The organism is Pseudoalteromonas sp. ND6B (assembly GCF_000764215.1).
GTDB lineage: Bacteria > Pseudomonadota > Gammaproteobacteria > Enterobacterales > Alteromonadaceae > Pseudoalteromonas > Pseudoalteromonas tetraodonis.
Map to the genome: position 1 here is coordinate 25,392 of NZ_JQFL01000039.1, position 20,002 is coordinate 45,393.

Consider the following 20,002-nt stretch of genomic DNA (forward strand, 5'->3'; position numbering starts at 1 on the left):
ATTTTAGTAGGACGACCAACAATGGCTTTAACTCACCTTCAGCAACTTGAAGCTGAAAGTATCAAAATCATGCGCGAAGTCGCCGCTGAGTTTGAGAACCCAGTTATGCTTTACTCAATCGGTAAAGACTCATCGGTACTTTTGCACTTAGCTCGTAAAGCATTTTACCCTGCAAAAATTCCGTTTCCGTTATTACACGTAGACACCAACTGGAAGTTTCGTGAAATGATTGAGTTTCGCGACCGTTTAGCCAAAGAGTATGGCTTTGATTTAATCGTACACAAAAACCCTGAAGGCATCGAAATGGGTGTAGGCCCATTCACCCATGGTTCGGGTAAACATACCGATATCATGAAAACTCAAGGCTTAAAGCAAGCGCTGAATAAGTACGGTTTTGATGCAGCATTTGGTGGTGCACGCCGTGATGAAGAAAAATCACGGGCTAAAGAGCGCGTGTATTCATTTCGTGATAAACACCATCGCTGGGATCCTAAAAACCAACGTCCTGAGCTTTGGAATACCTATAACAGCCAAGTGAATCCAGGTGAAAGTATTCGTGTATTCCCATTATCTAACTGGACTGAACTAGATATTTGGCAATACATTTATCAAGAAAATATCGAAATGGTGCCACTGTACCTTGCTAAAGAGCGCCCTGTAGTAGAACGCGACGGTACCTTAATCATGGTAGATGACGATCGCATGCCGCTTAATGAAGGTGAAGTACCACAAATGAAGTCGGTTCGCTTTCGAACCTTAGGCTGTTATCCACTCACTGGCGCGGTTGAATCAACGGCAAGCAGCCTAACAGAAATTATTGAAGAAATGTTGCTATCGTCGTCATCTGAACGTGAAGGTCGGGTGATTGATCATGATTCAGCAGGCTCTATGGAGAAGAAAAAACGTGAGGGGTATTTCTAATGTCTAACCTAAATAACGATACATTTAACGAAGTAAAAGAAATTGGTATAGACGCTTACCTAGCACGTCAACAAGATAAAAGCTTATTACGTATGCTAACGTGTGGCAGCGTGGATGATGGTAAATCAACCCTAATTGGCCGCCTACTGCACGATAGTCACCAAATTTATGAAGATCAGCTAGCTGCACTTCATAAAGATAACGAAAAAGTAGGTAATGCCGGTGAAGAACTTGATTTAGCATTGTTAGTTGATGGCCTACAAGCTGAGCGTGAGCAAGGCATAACAATTGACGTAGCGTACCGTTATTTCTCAACCGCTAAGCGTAAGTTTATTATTGCCGACACCCCTGGGCATGAGCAGTACACCCGTAACATGGTAACGGGTGCCTCAACCAGTGATGTTGCCATTATTTTAGTGGATGCACGTTATGGCGTGCAGGTACAAACTAAGCGCCATAGCTTTATTTGTGACTCATTAGGCATTAAACAGTTTGTGGTTGCGGTTAACAAAATGGATATTGTTGATTTTGACGAAACCGTTTATGAAAAAATTAAAGCCGATTATTTAAAATTTGCCGAGCAACTTAACGTATCCAACATCAAGTTTGTGCCTATGTCGGCGCTTAAAGGCGATAATGTAGTAACTCGCTCTGCACACACTCCTTATTACACCGACAAACCATTGCTTGAGCTGTTAGAAGACTCTCCGGCAGCTGAGATCGACACTGGTTTTGAAGCGCGCCTTCCGGTGCAGTACGTGGTACGCCCTAATTTAAACTTCCGTGGTTTTCAAGGCACGCTGACCTCAGGTAAATTACGTGTAGGTGATGAGATAAAAGTACTGCCTTCAGGTAAAACATCTAACATTAAAGAGATTGTGACTTTTGATGGCAACCTCGACACCGCCGAAGCCGGCCAAGCAATCACGGTTACTCTTAATACTGAAATAGATATTAGCCGAGGGGACGTTATTGTGCCTGCGAATTCGCAAGCGCAAGTAACCAACCAGTTACAGGCTAAAATTGTGTGGATGCACGAATCGCCATTAGTACTAGGTAAAAGCTATAACCTAAAACTAGGCAGCAAAAACACCTCGGCTATGGTCACTAAAATAGACCACACTATTGATGTAAACACCCTAGAGCATGGCAGCGCAGATTCATTGCAATTAAACGAAATTGCGATTGTGACACTGGAGCTGACCGAGACTATTTTAGCGGATCAGTACCATCACAATCATGAAACTGGTTCGTTTATTCTTATTGACCGTTTATCAAACTTAACGGTTGCAGCAGGAATGATAGAACAGGTACTACAAAGTGAAGAAAATGCGGGTAAATTTAGCGACTTTGAAGTTGAGTTTAATGCCCTCGTACGCAAGCACTTTCCACATTGGCAAGCGCTTGATATTTCAAAGCTATAACGTTTAATAACCGCCTGTTAGGAATATTTAAAGCATGGTAGAACAGCTCATTTTAACAGGCATTATGTTGCTTTTAGTCGGGTGCCTATTTGGCACCCGTATTAACCCTGCGTGGTTATTTGTCAGTGCCATAGGCACCAGCTACCTAACTGGGCTCATTGACTTAGAAAACATGCTGGTTAATTATACTAACCCATCATTAATTACCTTAGTGTTATTAATTTTAGTGTCGATAGCGATAGAAAAAACCACGCTTATTCAACGCTTAGCTAAATCGTTATCCAGTGGCAGTTTAGTTAAATCAGTGACCAAGCTTGGGCTTTCTACAGCGTTTTTGTCTTCCTTTACTAACAATACTGCGGTGGTTGCCTCCTTAATTACCGCCATAAAAGATAACCCAAACCACTCCCCTTCAAAGCTGTTGCTACCCTTGTCGTACACCGCAATTTTAGGCGGTACTATTACACTCATCGGTACCTCTACTAACTTAATCGTAAATGGCTTTGCAGTAGATGCGGGGATGGCGCCATTAGGCTTTTTTGATTTTACCTTAGTGGGTTTAGGTGCACTCAGTGTGGGCTTAATCACTATTTTAGTGATGCTAAAATGCCTGCCCGACAACGGTAAAAATAGCCAAGAGGTGGTGCCTTTTTATTTAGAAGGGAAAGTACAAACCGGCTCTAAACTAATAAACCGCACCGTAGAAGAAAACGGTTTACGCGATTTAAAAGACTTGTTTTTGGCTGAAATTATTCGCGATGGCAATCGCATTTGCGCCGTGACCCCCCAACATATTATTCAACAAGACGACATACTGCTGTTTGTAGGCGATATAAAGTCGGTACCTTTGCTCACTCGCTTTGACGGCTTAAAAGTGGTGCACGACAAACACGAAAAAGACATAGAACACCTCGTTGAAGTTGTCGTTAGTCAGTCGTCTAAATTAATTGGCAAAACGGTAAAAGAAGCCCGCTTTAGAGAGCAATTTCATGCGGCCGTTATTGCTATTCGCCGTGGTCATGACCGCTTACAAGGCGGGCTTGGGCAAGTGCGCTTACAAGCGGGTGACTCATTAATCCTCGCCCCTGGTAAAAGCTTTTATGACTTAACTAACTTAAAGCGCGAATTTGTGTATATTTCAGGGCTTGATTTACAAACCCACCTCGGTGCAAAACAATCAAACATTGTATTGTTAAGTTTTGCAGGTGTGCTGGGGTTAAGTATTTTAGGTGCAGTACCGCTGGTTAAAGGCTTATTAGTGTTACTTATTGGGCTGATGCTGTGTGGCACGATTAAGCTGAGCGAAATAAAACGCCGCTTTCCTATTGAGTTACTTGCCGTAGTAGGCAGTGCCATAGGTTTAGCTAAGCTGATGATAGGCACCGGCCTTGCTGGGCAAATATCAGACGCCATGTTTGTAGTGCTTGGCGACTTTGGCCCTTATGGCGCGTTTATCGCAATCTTTTTAATGACGGTGTTATTTACCGAATTGATCACTAATAACGCCGCAGCGGCACTGTCGTTTCCGGTTGCCTACTCATTGGCTATTGGCTTTAACGTAGAACCTTTGCCGTTTATTATGGCGGTTGCATTTGGTGCCTCAGCCAGCTTTATTTCACCTTTTGGTTATCAAACTAACTTAATGGTTTATAGCGCGGGTAACTACCGACTAAAAGACTATGTAATGATGGGGCTACCCCTTTCTATTATTTATTCAATTACCGTACTAACTTTGATCCCGCTGGTATTTCCGTTTTAATGCCCGCGCTTATAGCATAAAGAGACACAGCAAATGGATAACAATATTGTTTGGCATAATTACGCCACCACTAAAGTACAGCGCAGCGAACAAAAAAAGCATAAGAGCGCTATTATATGGTTTACTGGTTTTTCTGGCTCAGGTAAAAGCACCGTTGCGAATGCTTTAGAAGCGGCACTCAATCAGCAAGGCGCGCACACGTACCTACTTGATGGCGACAATGTACGCCATGGTTTATGTAAAGATTTAGGCTTTAGCGATGCCGATCGCGTTGAAAATATCCGCCGCGTAGGCGAAACCGCCAAGCTAATGGTTGACGCTGGTTTGTTAGTCCTTACTGCGTTTATATCTCCTTTTAAAGCTGAGCGCGACATGGTTCGTGAATTAGTAGATGAGGGTGAATTTATCGAAGTTTTTATCGACACCCCTCTTGAGGTGTGCGAAAGCCGCGATCCAAAAGGCTTATATAAAAAGGCGCGCGCCGGTGAAATTAAACACTTTACTGGGATTGATTCAACTTACCAGCCGCCGGTTAATCCTGAAATAATTTTAGATACCAGTAAAAACACCCTAGACCAATCGGTAGCTCAGCTGATAACGTATCTAAAACATCAGCATATACTATAGGCCCATGTAATGAATCAGACTGAACTGCTAGAAGAAACCCTTATTCTCGCCCGCAAAGCGGGAAGCGCGATTATGGGTATTTACAATAAAGACTTTAACGTTGAGTACAAAGCCGATGAAAGCCCTGTAACCGACGCCGACTTAGCAGCTCATAAAATCATTAGCGCAGGACTAAAAGAGCTCACCCCCGATATTCCTGTGCTTAGTGAAGAAAGTGCCGATATTGGTTGGGATGTACGCCAAACATGGAAAAGCTACTGGCTGGTTGACCCAATCGATGGCACCAAAGAATTTATAAAAAAGAACGGCGAGTTTACCGTTAATATTGCCCTAATCGAAAATGGCAAACCGGTTTTAGCCGTGGTTGATGCCCCTGCACTAGGTGTATCTTATTTAGCCGCCGAAGCCATTGGTGCTTTTAAAGATAAAGGCGATGAGCGCATCGAGCTTAAAGTGACCACCAAGCCTAACAAAGGCCTTATTCGTGTTGTAGGTAGCCGCTCGCACCCTTCCCCTGATTTAGCTGAATTTGTAAAACGCTTTGATGAGGTTGAAATGGTGTCAAAAGGCAGCTCACTGAAACTGTGTTTAGTCGCCGAAGGCAGCGCCGACATATACCCGCGCTTAGGCCCAACTTGTGAATGGGATACCGGCGCAGGCCACGCCATCGCTGAAATAGCCGGCGCTAAAGTCACTCAACTTGATGGCAGCCCGCTTTTGTACAACACCAAAGATGAGTATTTGAATCCATTTTTTGTGGTATCAGCACTCGAAGAATAAGAACTGTTTCAATATATACCTACGGGCTGCGGGCTACGGGCTTAGAGTCGCGAGCAGCTCTATGGCAATTTAAACACCGTAGGTTGGGTTGAGTGGAACGAAACCCAACAAGTACCCGTTAACCATCCTCGCTATTTCGCACTAAACAAGAACTTGTCCACGAATGATAAAGTGCACTAAAACACAGCAAAGTTATGAACATACCAAGTGATAATATAACCTTTTCTATTAGGGTTTGTTCAGGCTTTTGGTCAAGTATGCTTTTTAAGAGATAAAGAAAGTAAAATAGGTACACGCACCGATACCTATAATCAGCATAAAGAGCCGCTTTATTAAATTACCTTCAGTAGGAGAAATTTCCTCACCGGTATATGGTGCATAAATACTTCTTTTTAATATAAATGCATAGATATATCTATAACAAAAGAAAAATACAAACACGCAAAACAACAACTTTTCTACTGACTCAAAACCTATGAAAAAAGTAGCTCCTAACATAAACCATACTATGCCGAATAATATAACAATGGCTTTCTTTTTATCCATACTGACTGCCTTTATTTTTTCTTTAAGTTCTTTATTTATAAACCTTAATTAGCGTTTTAGTTAACATATTTGGACGTGTTGTAGCCAGTGAAAATATAAATAAAGTTTTTAACCTTTATTAAATTGCGTTGTTAGCGATGGAATTTATAGTCGGTAACCCTAATTTTTTAGTTATCGCTGCAAATTGAGCTTTAGTGTATGGTCCATAAACAAACTCGTTGTGTTCAGCAAACTTGTTATCTTTGGCTTTATCAATATAGTAAAAAGCACAAGTTTTATGCGGACAAGCATAAGCCGAAGTATATTGTTCGTTAGATTTAATATTTATTGGTTCATCGAGTCGCCCAATATATGCGCCCTGACCAAGGCTGAAACCTAACCTTTTGGTACCGTCAATGTAATACACTTTATAAGGTTGCTCCTCCCAAATTGGAGAGCACCCACTAAGAAGTAATGATATTAAAACTAAGAATGTTCTCACACACTTCCCCGCATTCTAGTAACTTGCTCAAATTACACCCTTATAGTTCACATGAGCGCGTTCTTATTTTGTAAACATCTATTAGTAACAAACTGTGTAAGTGATTGCCAATTATAAAATTATATTAATCGAGGTATTTTACTATGTGTAAAAGAGTGTGGCATGAAGCAATACAGTGTTTTTAGCTTAAGGATAAAGGCAAAAGAATGACCGTTTCCAATCAACAAGTGATGGCTATTATACGTTTTTAAGACTTGCCATTGATTAAACGCTATTTAAAAGCTACAACCTTTATCGATTTTGTTGGGCTATAAAAGCAAGCGAGTGTTGATTAAATAAGTCAGGGCGTTCTACGTTACAAACATGGCCGCAATGGTGAATGGTTTGCAGGACGCTATTTTTATGGCGTTTAACCATTTCTTTAACCGGGCCAAGGAACATGTGATCTTCCTTACCCATAATGTAAAGAATGGGTATATCAATGTCTTTTCCTTTGAAATATTGCATTAAAGGGTTTACGTCCATGGCTAATTTAAACCATTTTATAAACTCTTTTTGACACAAGCGTTTTGCTTCACGAACAAACAAAAGTCGGGACTCTTTATGGCGCTTTTTCGGCATCATAATAAAAGCAAATAAACGATACAGCCACATGTAAGGCAACAAGTGTTTAAAGGTATTGCCTAAATAAACCAAAGTATTACTACGAGTATTAAAACGAGTAACCGCTCCACCTAGCACCATGCTAGAAACATATTGCGGGGCGATTTCTGCAATATTTCGAATAAGAATTGTGCCCAATGAAATACCAACAAAGTGTGCGCTGGTGATATTGTTATGATCTAACACATCAATAATGTCTTTAGAAACATTATTAAATGAGTAATTATTATCTACAAAGTTTTGTAATAGATCATTAGATTTACCGTGACCACGAAGATCAAGCAACAACACATTATATTCTTTTTTATAAGCTTTAAGCTGACGAAACCAGATTGCCGAACTACCCCCTGCGCCATGGACAAATACTACCCATGTTTTACTGGTTTCGTGCACAAAAATAGTATGGAAAAGAATGTCTTTTCTCATTGCAATTAGCGGCCTATTTACTTCATTTGGCTTATTGAATTGTAGAAAGTATAACCGAGTTTAGAAAAAATCTCTTATGAAGTTCCGATTAATGGCTTCAATATTACAGGATAAAACCCGTTTTGAGTTATTAGCTATCAATTAACTGGCCAAGAAAGTGAGCAAGTATTCTCAATTCTCATAAGTACACTTATCAATCATTCACTGAGTTAATCTATACCAAGTACACATTGACTTGAAAATAACTTTTCAGATTGTATGTCCCGCCTTTCACACCAATCATGCTGATTATTCACGCATTTCGCGGCATATTCCTGCACTAATTGCGCAGCTTTTAAACACTGTTTCATATTCGTGACAGTCAGTAACTAATACGCTACAACAAATTTATATCCAAGACATAAAAACACATGAAATGAGTGCCTAAAAACTATATTCTTCGGCGCAATTATTATGATAAATAATGGATACACACACATGACAACATCTCAAGGTGCAACGCTTTCAAATGCACCAGCACAAGACGCACACACGTCTAAATCAAAATGGAATCTGCATGATACGCAGTGGACACTTAGTCTTTTTGGCACCGCAGTAGGTGCAGGTATTTTATTTTTACCGATTAACATTGGTATTGGTGGTTTTTGGCCGCTGATTATTATGGCGTGTTTAGCCTTTCCAATGACCTTTTTAGCCCACCGTGGCTTGGCGCGTTTTGTATTATCGTCAAAAAATAAAGAGGCTGATTTTACCGATGTGGTAGAAGAGCACTTTGGCGTAAATGCGGGTCGACTGATCTCCTTGTTATACTTTTTATCAATTTTTCCTATTTTGCTTATTTACGGTGTGGGTTTAACCAATACGGTAGACAGCTTTATAGTCAATCAGCTAGGGATGGAGTCGCCGTCACGCGTTGCGTTATCGGGTATTTTAGTTGCGCTGATGATTGGCTTAATGATGGGCGGTGAGCGCTTAATGCTGCGCGCCTTTGCTATTTTAGTGTATCCGTTAGTGGGTATATTATTCTTTTTATCGCTGTATTTAATCCCAAGCTGGCAAATGCCGGATACAAGTTTGCCTGAGCTAGGCAGCTTTAGTAAAACACTTTGGTTATCAATTCCTATTATTGTATTTTCGTTTAGCCATGCAGCGGCTATTTCAAGCTTTGTTAATAAACAACGCAGCCACTACGGTGAACTAGCAACGTCTAAGTCAGAAGCGATTCTAAAACGTACCAGCTTATTACTGATCACCTTTGTTTTGTTATTTGTGTTCTCATGTGTGCTATCACTTACCGGTGAACAAATGGCAGAAGCTAAAGCGGCAAACGTTTCTGTTTTGTCTTACTTAGCTAATATTACGGAAAACTCATTCATTGCAACGCTGGGACCTTTGGTTGCCTTTATTGCTATTATGTCGTCGTTTTTAGGTCACTTTTTAGGGGCGCGCGAAAGCTTTACCGGATTAGTAACTAAACACTCAAGCATGAGCCCTAAAGTGGCTGACAAAGTGGGTGCGGTACTGATGTTTTTTGCTATTTGGTTCTGCGCGGTTAAAAACCCAAGCATACTAGATATGATGGATCAGTTATCGGGCCCAATCATTGCGATGATTTTATTCATTATGCCAATGATTGCGGTTTACAAAGTACCTAGCTTACAAAAATACCGTAACCGTTTAAGTACCTTATTTGTACTGGCGGTCGGTTCGTTAGCCGTTTGTGCGTTACTGTACAGCATGCTTAGCTAAACGTTTTGACTCTAAAAAGCCCAGTATTTTGCTGGGCTTTTTTGTGCCTGCGGTTTATCGCAAATGATTTTTTTATCGTATTGCTTGTGAGATGTTAGCTTATATATTCGCCTAAAAATAAGCCAACTATGCAAAACAATAAATGCGTTTTTTTATTAGTCTTTATACTCATACTTCTTAGCCCTGTAATTAAAGCCGCTGAGCCCCCCACTATTCTATCAATGAAAGAAAGGGCCGCGTTTATCGATAGCATTACCGAAAAACGCATCAATACGTTATTACCCACATTAATGCAGCAACACAATATAGATATGTGGCTAATGATAAGCCGCGAATATAATGAAGATCCGATATTAAAAACCATGCTGCCAGCAACGTGGTTGTCGGCAAGACGCACAACCATTTTAGTGCTAGCACGCAATGCCTCAGGGGCTGTAGATGCTTTTGCTATTGCGCCTTACAAAATAGGGAGTGTTTTTAAAAAGGCCTGGGATAAGCAAGCACAGCCTAATCAGTGGCAAGCGCTCAATACGCTTATTGTGCAATACCAACCGCGAAATATTGCTCTCAACACATCTACAGATTGGGCACATGCCGATGGGCTAGTGCTTGGCGATTACACCACTTTAATGGCCAACTTACCTGCGACATATAAAAATAAAATAACCTCAGCCGAGCCGCTGGCTGTTGCATGGTTAGAGCAACGCATTCCAGAAGAAGTGGACATGTACAAACACATTGTTGCTATTGCTCACTCTATTATTGCTGAGGGCTTTTCAAATAAAGTAATTACGGTGGGCAAAACAACCAGCGACGACTTAGTATGGTGGTTTAGAGAGCGCGTAAGGGAGCTTAAACTGCAAACGTGGTTTCACCCAAGTATTGCAATACAACGCGCCGACAGTAAATCGTTCGACCACGAAGACAGTTTTACTAATGGCTATGCTGACAATGTTATTCAAGCTGGCGATTTACTGCATGTTGATTTTGGTATTACGTATTTACGCCTAAATACCGACACTCAACAACATGCGTATGTTTTAAAACCAGGCGAGACAAAAGCCCCTGATTACCTTGTTGATGCGTTAAAAAAGGGTAATAAGCTACAGGACATTTTTACGGCTGAATTTACAGCTGGTAAAACGGGTAATCAGGTATTAAAAGCCGCCCGCGAAAAAGCCATTGCACAAGGTTTAAAACCCACTATTTATACGCACCCGCTTGGCTATCATGGCCATGCAGCTGGCACGACATTAGGCATGTGGGATTCACAGCAAGGTGTGCCGGGTGATGGCGATTACCCACTGCATTTAAATACCGCTTATTCTATTGAGCTTAACAATGCGGTGTTTATAAAGCCGTGGAATAAAGAAATAAGAATAATGCTAGAAGAAGACGCCCTGTTTGATAAAACCGGTGTGTGGTATCTAAATGGCCGACAAACCGAGTTGTTACTCGTTAAGTAGCATTAAACAACACATACAAAAATGGCGCTCAGTGAGCGCCATTTTTTATTTAATGCGTTGCTATTATTCTGTATCTGGCAGATTACGACCATAGAATATTTCTTGCATTTCACGTGTTAGTTTTGAGCGAATCTCTTCTTCTTCGTCATCTGACAAATCATCAGTAGATAAACCAAATAAATACGTATTTAAATCGGTTTCTTTTAACATCATTTTGGTATGAAACAGGTTTTCTTGATACACGTTCACGTCCATCATTTGGTACGCTTCTTTAGTATCTTCTGTCATGAAGTTTTGAATCGAGTTAATTGCATGGTCAATGTAATGTTTAACGCCGTTAATATCACGGGTAAAGCCACGTACACGGTAGTCAATTGTAACCACATCAGACTCAAGGCTATGGATTAAGAAGTTTAACGCTTTAAGTGGCGAAATAATGCCACAGGTTGATACTTCAATATCAGCACGGAAAGTACAAATACCATCATCAGGGTGTGCTTCAGGGTACGTGTGAACACAAATGTGGCTTTTATCAAGGTGTGCAACCACTGAGTCAGGTAACGGCCCTGGTGCTTCGTCAGCATCATAATTTTGCTGCTCTTCTACCGGCTCTTCTGAAACCAAAATAGTTACGCTGGCACCTTGTGGCTCGTAATCTTGACGTGCAATATTTAAAATATTGGCACCAATAATATCAACCACATCACCTAAAATGTCGGTTAGTCTATCTGCACTATACTGCTCATCGATATATTCTATATATTCTTTACGTTGTTGCTCTGTTTTTGCATAGCAAATATCGTAAATACTAAAGCTTAGGCTTTTAGTTAAATTATTAAAGCCATGAAGTTTAAGTTTATCGAAGGGTTTGTTCATATAAACCAACCTATAAATTAGTGAAATCTGCACCTGCAGAATGAAAAGTTCGCGGATTTTATACGAATTTTACTCACGGAAAAAGCGTTATTTTCCCTGATCTTGAACAACTTCATGGCTGTGGGTAATTTCTACTGTTTTATCAAGCATTAATGCAACTGAACAATACTTTTCTGCCGAAAGCGAAACCGCTCTTTCTAGGTGCTTTTCAGACACATTATTACCGGTTACAACAAAGTGTAAATTAATTTTGGTGAACACGCGCGGGGCTGTTTCTGCTCGTTCAGCGGTTAACTGCACATCTACTGATGAGAACTCTTGCTTAGTTTTTTTTAAAATACTCACCACATCAACCGATGAACAACCACCAACCGACATCAATACCATTTCCATTGGGCTAGGTGCTGCTCCGTCACTGCCCGCATCAAACACGACATTATGATTGCTGTTAGAGCGACCGATGTAAGTATTACCTTCAACCCATTTTACATTTGCTTGCATTGTTTTATCTCAATAATTTATATTCATTACACGCAGACACTCACGCGCATTTAAAATTAAATAGCGAATAAAGCGTGGTTTTAAAGGGGGAAATATTAACTAATAGCGTTATCAAATAAGTTTTTGACTAGCCCTGCAAACTCATCAATAAAAGCATGCTGTTCGACTGTGACGGTGTGAGAAGTCACACTGCTGAGTACTTCTTGTAAGTCGTAAACAATGCCATCAACTTCGCGTACAATTTGACTACGCTGCTCTGTAGATAGATCGGGGTGTTGTTGACAAATGCGTATGACATTTTCGGCAATTACATCTTCAATTAACTCAATAACCGTTGGTGCACCTGGCTTTATTTCACCTGGTTTTTCAAACAACGCTAAGTTCTGAGTTAGGTACATTATTAAGTCATCGTACCCTTGCCTGTTTAAAACCATTGTCTACTTACCTCAAAAATACTGGTTGCTTAATTTAAGCAGAAAGCACTGATAATTGCTAGCTTTGTGAGATTGCAGTACAAAAAAAGCAGCCGAAGCTGCTTTTTTAGTGATTTATTACTAGTTTAAAAATCGGTTAATCGATTTTTAAACCTGGGCTTAGTGTTGCTGGCATGGTTACTTTTTCAAGTTCCACAGACGCAACAGGGTATGCACAGTAGTCAGCGGCATAATAAGCGCTTGCTCTGTGGTTACCTGAGGCACCAATACCGCCAAACGGCGCTGCACTTGATGCACCGGTAATAGGACGGTTCCAGTTAACAATCCCCGCACGGATACGACGTAAGAAATGATCGTAATCGGCTTGGTTATCACTTAGTAGGCCTGCTGATAAACCAAAGCTCGTGTCGTTTGCTTTATCAATTGCTTGGTCAAAGTCATCAAAACGGAATACTTTTAGAAGCGGACCAAAATGCTCTTCATCTGGGAAATCATTGATATTTGTACACTCAATAATACCCGGTGTAACAAAACCAGTGTTTGCTGTGTGCTCAAGTTCAACCAGCACTTCGCCACCCATGGCCTTTAACTCATCTTGTGCTTTAACCATTCCAGCGGCAGCGGCCGTTGAAATCATAGAGCCCATAAATGGTTGGTCAGCATCGTCGTAATTACCAACTTTGATTGCTTTAGTGGCTGTAATTAGGCGCGCTAAAATTTCATCGCCTTTAGCACCTGTTGGTAAAAACAATTTACGCGCACACGTACAGCGTTGGCCGCTTGAGATAAACGCAGATTGCACAATATCGTGCACAACAGCAAGCGTATCTTCTGCATCTTTAACGATTAGCGGATTATTACCACCCATTTCAAGCGCTAAAATCTTACCTGGTTGACCTGCGAACTGCTCATGTAAAATATGACCCGTACGAGAAGAACCTGTAAAGAATAAACCATCAATGCCTTTGTGTGACGCCAATGCTTTACCTGTTTCAACCTCACCTTGTACAAGGTTAATAACCCCTGCTGGTAAACCGGCTTTTTCCCATAGTTTAAGGGTTAGCTCAGCCACCATAGGTGTTAGTTCAGACGGTTTAAATACCACGGTATTACCAGCTAAAAGTGCAGGTACAATGTGGCCATTTGGTAAATGCCCAGGGAAGTTATAAGGACCAAATACAGCAACAACACCGTGTGGCTTATGGCGGATCATCGCACGGCCTTGCGGCATCGCGTTTTCAACGTCGCCGGTACGCTCTAAAAATGCTTTTTCAGCAATGGCAATTTTTCCGACCATGGCACCCGCTTCAGTACGCGTTTCCCAAAGTGGCTTACCTGTTTCTTGTGCTATTGCCACAGCCAACTCTTCGCTATGCTCTTTTAACGTTGCAGCAAAGGTTTTTACAATTTCTAAGCGCTGCGCAAAGCTTTTATCAGCCCAGCTATAAAATGCTTCACGCGCAGAGGCTACAGCGCTATCTACTTGCTCAGCGCTTGCAGCTGATGCCTGCCAAATAACATCGTTATTTGCAGGGTTAACTGAGTTAAATTCTGTGCCTTGGCCTGGTGACCATTGACCATTAATAAATTGTGCAGGATGAGTCATATACTTTCTCCTAAATTAAACTGGGGTAGCCGTAACAAAATCGCCCGATTTCAAATGTAATGCATCAGCAAGTTCTTGCGTAAGCACTAGGCTGTTTGATCGCGAATCAAATGTCATAGGAACAACGGTTGCTCTAAAATCTTCGAGCTTGTCATTGGCTAACAACACCATGGTATCGCCTGTCATTTCGCCAATTTCAACGCTAAAGTTTTGTGCATTACGGATTGTCGCAATGTTATCTACTTTTGCTTCAACGGTTGGGCCTGCATCAAAAATGTCAACGTAACCATTAAAAGTAAAACCTTCACTTTTTAATAGTTGAATTGCAGGGCGCGTATTGTCATGCACTTGACCTATAACCGCTTGCGCGTCTTTACTCAATAAGTTGACGTAAATTGGGTATTTAGGCATAAGCTCAGCAATAAATACTTTTTGCCCTATTCCCGTCAGATAATCTGCCGTTGGGAAGTCCATAGAGAAAAAGTGCTCTTCAAGCCACTGCCAAAATGGGCTACTACCGTTTTCGTCAGATACACCGCGCATTTCTGCAATAACGGTTTGTGCAAAGCGTTGTTGATGCTGTTTTATAAACATAAAACGTGCTTTTGAAAGCAGCTTACCGTTACAATTTTTACGATAGCCGTTTTTTAAAAACAGTGTGCACAGCTCTGTCGCCCCAGTGTAGTCATTACAAAGGGTGAGAATATCTACCGCTTTATACACATCTAGCGTGCGCGAAGAGTGAATCACTTTACTCAAATGATAATGATAAAATGCGTCATCTAAGCCAACTGCGGCTTCAATACCTGAAGTACCGACTACTTCACCAGTTTCAGTATCTTCAAGAACAAATAAGTAACCCTCATCACCTGGTTGTGATGTCGTTTTTGTAAATGAGTTAACTGAATGCGCTATCTTCTTTTGTAATAACTCTTCATTATTAGGCAAAGAAGTAAAGCCATGTCCCGACTCGTCGGCGATGGTTACTAAAGCTGCATAATCACTTTTTTGGATTGGGCGAAGGATCATCATGAATCCGCTTACTCCCTTATATATAACGGTAAATAGGAACTGCAAGGCAAACTAAGTTTGCCCCTAAAGAAGTTGAATTAGCAATTACGCATTTACAACGTGGGCTACTGCTTTTTCAAAGCGTGCCATACCTTCGCGAATATCCGCTTCTGGTATTACTAAAGAAGGTGTGAAACGAACCACATCAGCACCAGCAACCAATGACATTAAGCCATGCTCAGTACCGGCAACTAAAAACTCTTTTGCACGGCCTTTGTATTGCTCGTTTACCACAGCACCAATTAATAAACCTTGGCCACGAATTTCACTAAATACGTTGTACTTGTCGTTAATGGCATTTAATAGCTCAGTAAATAACGCCGACTTTGCTTTAACGCCCGCTAAAACTTCTGGGTTATTTACAGTATCAAATGCAGCTTCTGCAACTGCACACGCTAATGGGTTACCACCGTAAGTAGAACCATGTGTACCCACTTTAAGATGCTGTGCAATATCAGTGGTTGTTAGCATAGCGCCAATTGGGAAACCGCCACCGAGAGCTTTTGCTGAGGTTAAAATATCAGGCACTACGTTTAAACCTTGGTATGCGTATAGCTCACCTGTACGGCCAACACCTGATTGTACTTCATCAAAAATAAGCAATGCGTTGTGTTTAGTACATAAATCGCGAACGCCCTGTGCAAATTCGTCAGTTGGCGAAATGATACCGCCTTCACCTTGAATTGGCTCCATCATTACCGCACAGGTGTTATCGCTGATCAGTGCTTCAAATGCGGCAAGGTCATTGTAATCACAATGAACAATGTCGCCTGGCTTAGGACCAAAACCATCTGAATAGGCTGCTTGACCGCCTACAGTAACGGTGAAGAATGTACGTCCATGGAAACCTTTATTAAAGGCGATGATTTGCGATTTTTCTGCGCCAAATTTATCAAGCGCAAAACGACGCGCCAATTTAAGTGCCGCTTCGTTTGCTTCTGCGCCTGAGTTTGCAAAGTAAACTTTTTCAGCAAATGTCGCATCAACCATTTTTTTAGCTAGGCGAAGTGCCGGCTCGTTGGTCATTACATTTGATAAATGCCAAATTTTTTCGCCTTGCTCTTTTAATGCGCCCACTAATGCAGGATGGCAATGGCCAAGACAGTTAACGGCAATACCACCAGCAAAGTCGATAAACTCTCGTCCTTGTTGATCCCATACACGAGAGCCTTCGCCTCGAACAGGAATTACGCTTGAAGGTGCGTAGTTAGGAACCATTACGTGATCAAATAATTCGCGATTGACTGTCATTTTATTTCCTCTTAATTGTGTGCATCACAAAGCAGTAGAATAGGGGTGTGATTATTGTTAATAACCAAATGTGCCGGCAAAAATTAATAACTGTATATTTGCCTGAAACTACTTTGTGGTTCAATTTTCAGGCGCTCATTATTTCAGAAATTTAGGGGGATGTCTCTTCAAAAACTTTCATGTACCCCTTTAAAATAAAGGGCTTAAGATATTATTTCATAGATAGTGAATAACTATTTGAGAGCTAATTATGATGTGCATTTACCTTAGTGAGCGCCTCTACAACGAAAAAAGCATGGCGCTTATAAATCAACTGCACATGAATAAGTAGAATTAAAGTGAATGAATAGTCGCAAAAAAATTAACAGATTTAATCAATTTGAAGTGCCAAATTAGTAAAATTACCTGTTTTTAGGGTATCTAACTCTTTTTTAGTGAACTGATAATAGCTAAACCAGCTTTGTAATTCATCGTCTTCAATCAGCTGGTGCTCTTTTAAATTTAAATATTGAGAATAACAGCGAGCCTTTAAAATCACTTGCGATAATGGCAATAAACTATCGCCCTTTTCAACCCCATTCACTAACTGCTGCATAACACTGTTAAAGGGCAAATATTTGAACGACATGGTTTCTATGACCTTGGCGCTGACAAGCAGTGATTTTTCGTGTAGCAGTGTTGTTAAAAATAACGGATCTGGTTTTAGCTCTAATAGCGCGGTGTGTAGGTTTTTATCACCTTCTTCACGAGCACGCAGTACTTTGCGCTGCCATACCTGATCAAACACTTTTAGGTATAAGCGCACTAAAGCAATTTGCCCTACATTAAGTAACATGCCCAATGTAAACGCATGCATTGGGTTTACCCCGTTAAGCTGGGCAAGCGTTTGCGCTGCAATGGCACACGACATGGTGTTGTCTTTTAACCTGCGCTTTAATAACGTGAATGGTTCTGTGCTATGTGGCATCCAATGACGCACAGCAAAAGTAGGCACTACCAGCTGTAAATTATCTAAGCCTACATAACGCAATGCTAATGCAGGCGAGTCTACTTTTACTGAGGTGGTTTTACTGCGCTGCTTACGATAAAAGGGTAAATTAACTAAGGTAACTAGTTCTCGCCCCAACCAACTTAAATCGTTAATTAGTGGCTCTAAACGGCCAACCGAGGCGGCGCGAGTAGCCAGTATATCGAGTATGGCGCACACGTTATCTTCTATGCCAATGGTGTCTTTAATCACAAAATCGATGTCTTCAAGACGTTTAGCAATCACGCTTTCAATAACGGTATGGAGTTTTTGACTGGTTTTAGCCTGTAACTTTTGATGTGAAGAGCTTTTTTGTTGGCGCTTTTGCTGCGCAGCTACTTCTACTTCTAATAAGGTGCGTTTTTTAACGGGTTTGCCGTCATTAAGATCTAAGGTATGAATAAAACCAATTTGCTGATTAGCAAAACTATGACCCAGTAGCAAATCATGCGCTCGTTGGTTTAGCACATTAACAATACGCTGTTGCTGCAATATGTCGGTCATAAGCTCTATCTTAGGGCAAAAAGTAAATAGCTTGCAGGTATAAGCCTAGAAGCGCGTTAAAAAGTTATCAAGTAAAGCTAAGCCCTGCTCGGTCAAAATCGCTTCAGGGTGAAATTGCACACCTTCAAGTGCGAGCTCGTTATGTAATAATCCCATAATTTCATCACGCTGCCCAGCGATGCTTTGAGTCCATGCTGTTACTTCTAACTCCTTTGGCAATGAATGCGCTTCAACAATTAATGAATGGTAGCGGCACACCGTAAGTGGATTAGGTAGGCCCTTAAACATGCCTTGGTGCTGATGATAAATAGGCGATGTTTTTCCATGCATAACCTGTTTAGCTCGCACTACTTTACCACCTAGCACTTGAGCAATGGTTTGGTGCCCCAAACAAATACCTAATATAGGATAAACTCCTTTAAACTGCTCTACCACAGATAACGACACTCCCGCTTCAGTCGGGTTTTTAGGCCCTGGAGAAATCACAATATGATCTGGGTTTAACTGTTTGATCTCACTCAGCGTTATTTGGTCGTTACGTTTTACCAACACGTCTTGATCTAAGCGCTGAAAATACTGTACCAAGTTATAGGTGAACGAGTCGTAGTTATCGATCATTAAAAGCATGTAATAAAGTACTCAAAGTAATTAGGGCCTGTCGCAGACATATTCTAACTGAAGCCTTTGCAGGTGTCAGTGTTTTGCAGCCCAGCAAACATAAATAGACACACTAACAACCAATAACGGTTGATTTATTTTAGATCAGCCCAAGCTCTGTTGTATGGGGACACCCCAAGTCACTGATCATTTTTATATAACGTGACGTGCATTATGCAACAGCCATTTAAGGAGTAACCTATGTTAGGCGAAGACCATTCATTAACTAAAGATTTTCCTGATTACACGCAAACTATTGCAAAACTTAATGCAAACGATGAAAACTTTGCAACCAAAGCAAAACAATACAATGAAATCGATAAAGAAATTCGAGTACTTGAGCTACAAGACTCACCCATAGATGACGAAGCCATGCAGCAGTTAAAACACGACAGAATGGTATTAAAAGATTGGCTACATCAACAATTAACGGATGCTAATTAATTGTTGTTATTTGGCGCCTATTAAATTGTAGGCGCCAGAATGAGGGCGTTCAGAATTCTGTGTCAGCCTAAGTTGCTAAATATCTAGCACACCATCTAACCTACCTTCGAAGTGGATGGCCAATTGCGACAATGTCAGATTCCAATTATGGATTGGCATTGTCCATTTCTTCGAGGCATTCAATATGCCTGCATACAATAATTTCATCAAGCTGTTTTCATTAGGGAATGCTCCCTTAGTCTTGGTGAGTCGTCTAAACTGGCGATGTACAGCTTCAATTGCATTTGTGGTATAAATAGCTTTACGCACGTAATCTGGATACTTGAAGTAAACCGACAGATTGCCCCACTTACGACGCCAAGACTCGATAACGATAGGGTATAACTTGCCCCATTTGGCATCTAATTCGGCGAGAGCGGCTTCTGCTGCATCTTTAGTGGCTGCCTTATAAACGGGTTTCAAGTCAGCCATAAACTCTTTTTGGTGCTTTGAAGCAACATACTTCATCGAATTACGAATTTGATGAATAACGCACTCCTGCACTTCGGCGTCAGGATAGATTGTTGCTATTGCTTCAGGGAAGCCTTTTAGTCCATCAACACAGGCAATTAAAATATCGGATACACCACGATTATGTAAATCTGTTAATACTGATAGCCAATAGTTAGCCCCTTCACTTTCAGAGATATATAAACCAAGTAACTCTTTGCGGCCCTCGATATTGACACCTAGTACGGTATAAATAGCCTTACTCACGTAGCGCCCATTTTCTTTAATCTTATAATGAAT

20 protein-coding genes are annotated in these 20,002 nt (G+C 41.0%); 8 read left to right on the top strand and 12 right to left on the bottom strand.

Annotated features, from left to right (window positions below):
- The first annotated feature begins 21 nt into the window (after positions 1 to 21).
- Genes cysD through cysQ form a run of 5 tightly spaced genes read left to right on the top strand, consistent with a single transcriptional unit; the run spans position 22 to position 5,511 of the window.
- A complete protein-coding gene (gene cysD / locus ND6B_RS08730; RefSeq protein WP_013463837.1) occupies positions 22 to 921 on the top strand; it encodes a sulfate adenylyltransferase subunit CysD in 900 nt (299 codons plus the stop codon).
- The gene (gene cysN / locus ND6B_RS08725; protein WP_028835949.1) at positions 921 to 2,345 is read left to right on the top strand and encodes a sulfate adenylyltransferase subunit CysN; all 1,425 of its coding nucleotides are present in this window, start codon (positions 921 to 923) and stop codon (positions 2,343 to 2,345) included. Before cysD ends, cysN begins: the two co-directional genes overlap by 1 nt.
- Before the next feature lie 34 nt (positions 2,346 to 2,379).
- Positions 2,380 to 4,104: an SLC13 family permease gene (locus ND6B_RS08720; RefSeq protein ID WP_033103598.1), complete on the top strand. Its 1,725-nt coding sequence runs from the start codon at positions 2,380 to 2,382 to the stop codon at positions 4,102 to 4,104.
- 33 nt (positions 4,105 to 4,137) lie between these two features.
- The gene (cysC, locus tag ND6B_RS08715; protein ID WP_013463834.1) at positions 4,138 to 4,731 is read left to right on the top strand and encodes an adenylyl-sulfate kinase; all 594 of its coding nucleotides are present in this window, start codon (positions 4,138 to 4,140) and stop codon (positions 4,729 to 4,731) included.
- A gap of 9 nt (positions 4,732 to 4,740) precedes the next feature.
- The gene (gene cysQ, locus ND6B_RS08710; RefSeq protein ID WP_033103599.1) at positions 4,741 to 5,511 is read left to right on the top strand and encodes a 3'(2'),5'-bisphosphate nucleotidase CysQ; all 771 of its coding nucleotides are present in this window, start codon (positions 4,741 to 4,743) and stop codon (positions 5,509 to 5,511) included.
- 264 nt (positions 5,512 to 5,775) lie between these two features.
- Here cysQ and ND6B_RS08705 read toward each other — a convergent pair whose 3' ends face one another.
- The 3 genes from ND6B_RS08705 to ND6B_RS08695 all read right to left on the bottom strand — a co-directional run bounded on the left by ND6B_RS08705 (position 5,776) and on the right by ND6B_RS08695 (position 7,627).
- Positions 5,776 to 6,057, bottom strand: coding sequence for a hypothetical protein (locus tag ND6B_RS08705; RefSeq protein ID WP_033103600.1), 282 nt, complete (start codon positions 6,055 to 6,057; stop codon positions 5,776 to 5,778).
- A gap of 118 nt (positions 6,058 to 6,175) precedes the next feature.
- Positions 6,176 to 6,538, bottom strand: a complete 363-nt coding sequence (locus ND6B_RS08700) for a hypothetical protein (protein WP_033103601.1) — start codon at positions 6,536 to 6,538, stop codon at positions 6,176 to 6,178.
- A gap of 291 nt (positions 6,539 to 6,829) precedes the next feature.
- Positions 6,830 to 7,627 (bottom strand): alpha/beta fold hydrolase, encoded by a 798-nt coding sequence (locus tag ND6B_RS08695; protein ID WP_033103602.1) that lies wholly within the window; start codon positions 7,625 to 7,627, stop codon positions 6,830 to 6,832.
- 477 nt (positions 7,628 to 8,104) lie between these two features.
- Between ND6B_RS08695 and ND6B_RS08690 the strand changes: the two genes are divergently transcribed.
- Together ND6B_RS08690 and ND6B_RS08685 are read left to right on the top strand one after the other, a co-directional pair.
- Positions 8,105 to 9,376, top strand: a complete 1,272-nt coding sequence (locus ND6B_RS08690) for an aromatic amino acid transport family protein (protein ID WP_033103603.1) — start codon at positions 8,105 to 8,107, stop codon at positions 9,374 to 9,376.
- Between the two features lie 128 nt (positions 9,377 to 9,504).
- On the top strand, positions 9,505 to 10,842 hold the full coding sequence (locus tag ND6B_RS08685) for a M24 family metallopeptidase (RefSeq protein WP_033103604.1): 1,338 nt from the start codon (positions 9,505 to 9,507) through the stop codon (positions 10,840 to 10,842).
- A gap of 63 nt (positions 10,843 to 10,905) precedes the next feature.
- Here ND6B_RS08685 and speD read toward each other — a convergent pair whose 3' ends face one another.
- The 8 genes from speD to ND6B_RS08645 form a co-directional block, all read right to left on the bottom strand.
- Positions 10,906 to 11,718 carry an adenosylmethionine decarboxylase gene (gene speD / locus ND6B_RS08680; RefSeq protein ID WP_013463831.1) on the bottom strand — a complete coding sequence of 271 codons (813 nt, stop codon included), beginning with the start codon at positions 11,716 to 11,718 and terminating at the stop codon, positions 10,906 to 10,908.
- Between the two features lie 87 nt (positions 11,719 to 11,805).
- A complete protein-coding gene (locus ND6B_RS08675; protein ID WP_013463830.1) occupies positions 11,806 to 12,219 on the bottom strand; it encodes an OsmC family protein in 414 nt (137 codons plus the stop codon).
- 95 nt (positions 12,220 to 12,314) lie between these two features.
- A complete protein-coding gene (locus ND6B_RS08670) occupies positions 12,315 to 12,653 on the bottom strand; it encodes a DUF3802 family protein (protein WP_013463829.1) in 339 nt (112 codons plus the stop codon).
- 136 nt (positions 12,654 to 12,789) lie between these two features.
- Complete coding sequence (astD, locus tag ND6B_RS08665; protein WP_024602227.1) at positions 12,790 to 14,259, bottom strand: succinylglutamate-semialdehyde dehydrogenase; 1,470 nt, start codon at positions 14,257 to 14,259, stop codon at positions 12,790 to 12,792.
- Positions 14,260 to 14,274: 15 nt separating this feature from the next.
- Positions 14,275 to 15,291, bottom strand: coding sequence for an arginine N-succinyltransferase (gene astA, locus ND6B_RS08660; RefSeq protein WP_013463827.1), 1,017 nt, complete (start codon positions 15,289 to 15,291; stop codon positions 14,275 to 14,277).
- An 84-nt stretch (positions 15,292 to 15,375) separates the two neighbouring features.
- On the bottom strand, positions 15,376 to 16,581 hold the full coding sequence (locus tag ND6B_RS08655) for an aspartate aminotransferase family protein (RefSeq protein ID WP_024602228.1): 1,206 nt from the start codon (positions 16,579 to 16,581) through the stop codon (positions 15,376 to 15,378).
- Between the two features lie 370 nt (positions 16,582 to 16,951).
- Positions 16,952 to 18,112, bottom strand: coding sequence for an HDOD domain-containing protein (locus ND6B_RS08650; protein WP_028835941.1), 1,161 nt, complete (start codon positions 18,110 to 18,112; stop codon positions 16,952 to 16,954).
- Positions 18,113 to 18,157: 45 nt separating this feature from the next.
- Positions 18,158 to 18,739: an anthranilate synthase component II gene (locus ND6B_RS08645; RefSeq protein ID WP_013463824.1), complete on the bottom strand. Its 582-nt coding sequence runs from the start codon at positions 18,737 to 18,739 to the stop codon at positions 18,158 to 18,160.
- A 231-nt stretch (positions 18,740 to 18,970) separates the two neighbouring features.
- On the opposite strand from ND6B_RS08645, the gene ND6B_RS08640 reads away from it, so the two are divergent.
- Complete coding sequence (locus ND6B_RS08640; RefSeq protein WP_013463823.1) at positions 18,971 to 19,213, top strand: YdcH family protein; 243 nt, start codon at positions 18,971 to 18,973, stop codon at positions 19,211 to 19,213.
- A gap of 75 nt (positions 19,214 to 19,288) precedes the next feature.
- Here ND6B_RS08640 and ND6B_RS08635 read toward each other — a convergent pair.
- Positions 19,289 to 20,002, bottom strand: a 714-nt coding sequence (locus tag ND6B_RS08635) for an IS256 family transposase (RefSeq protein ID WP_033102931.1), incomplete at its 5' end; no start/stop codon positions are given.

What these genes read in the sequence shown, in the direction of transcription:
- ND6B_RS08720 (WP_033103598.1), top strand. Translation starts at nt 2,380, where the DNA reads ATGGTAGAACAGCTCATTTTAACAGGCATTATGTTGCTTTTAGTCGGG.
- astD (WP_024602227.1), bottom strand. Translation starts at nt 14,259, where the DNA reads ATGACTCATCCTGCACAATTTATTAATGGTCAATGGTCACCAGGCCAA.
- cysD (WP_013463837.1), top strand. Translation starts at nt 22, where the DNA reads ATGGCTTTAACTCACCTTCAGCAACTTGAAGCTGAAAGTATCAAAATC.
- ND6B_RS08670 (WP_013463829.1), bottom strand. Translation starts at nt 12,653, where the DNA reads ATGGTTTTAAACAGGCAAGGGTACGATGACTTAATAATGTACCTAACT.
- ND6B_RS08655 (WP_024602228.1), bottom strand. Translation starts at nt 16,581, where the DNA reads ATGACAGTCAATCGCGAATTATTTGATCACGTAATGGTTCCTAACTAC.
- cysN (WP_028835949.1), top strand. Translation starts at nt 921, where the DNA reads ATGTCTAACCTAAATAACGATACATTTAACGAAGTAAAAGAAATTGGT.
- astA (WP_013463827.1), bottom strand. Translation starts at nt 15,291, where the DNA reads ATGATGATCCTTCGCCCAATCCAAAAAAGTGATTATGCAGCTTTAGTA.
- ND6B_RS08690 (WP_033103603.1), top strand. Translation starts at nt 8,105, where the DNA reads ATGACAACATCTCAAGGTGCAACGCTTTCAAATGCACCAGCACAAGAC.
- ND6B_RS08685 (WP_033103604.1), top strand. Translation starts at nt 9,505, where the DNA reads ATGCAAAACAATAAATGCGTTTTTTTATTAGTCTTTATACTCATACTT.
- ND6B_RS08640 (WP_013463823.1), top strand. Translation starts at nt 18,971, where the DNA reads ATGTTAGGCGAAGACCATTCATTAACTAAAGATTTTCCTGATTACACG.
- cysC (WP_013463834.1), top strand. Translation starts at nt 4,138, where the DNA reads ATGGATAACAATATTGTTTGGCATAATTACGCCACCACTAAAGTACAG.
- speD (WP_013463831.1), bottom strand. Translation starts at nt 11,718, where the DNA reads ATGAACAAACCCTTCGATAAACTTAAACTTCATGGCTTTAATAATTTA.
- ND6B_RS08650 (WP_028835941.1), bottom strand. Translation starts at nt 18,112, where the DNA reads ATGACCGACATATTGCAGCAACAGCGTATTGTTAATGTGCTAAACCAA.
- ND6B_RS08675 (WP_013463830.1), bottom strand. Translation starts at nt 12,219, where the DNA reads ATGCAAGCAAATGTAAAATGGGTTGAAGGTAATACTTACATCGGTCGC.
- cysQ (WP_033103599.1), top strand. Translation starts at nt 4,741, where the DNA reads ATGAATCAGACTGAACTGCTAGAAGAAACCCTTATTCTCGCCCGCAAA.
- ND6B_RS08695 (WP_033103602.1), bottom strand. Translation starts at nt 7,627, where the DNA reads ATGAGAAAAGACATTCTTTTCCATACTATTTTTGTGCACGAAACCAGT.
- ND6B_RS08705 (WP_033103600.1), bottom strand. Translation starts at nt 6,057, where the DNA reads ATGGATAAAAAGAAAGCCATTGTTATATTATTCGGCATAGTATGGTTT.
- ND6B_RS08645 (WP_013463824.1), bottom strand. Translation starts at nt 18,739, where the DNA reads ATGCTTTTAATGATCGATAACTACGACTCGTTCACCTATAACTTGGTA.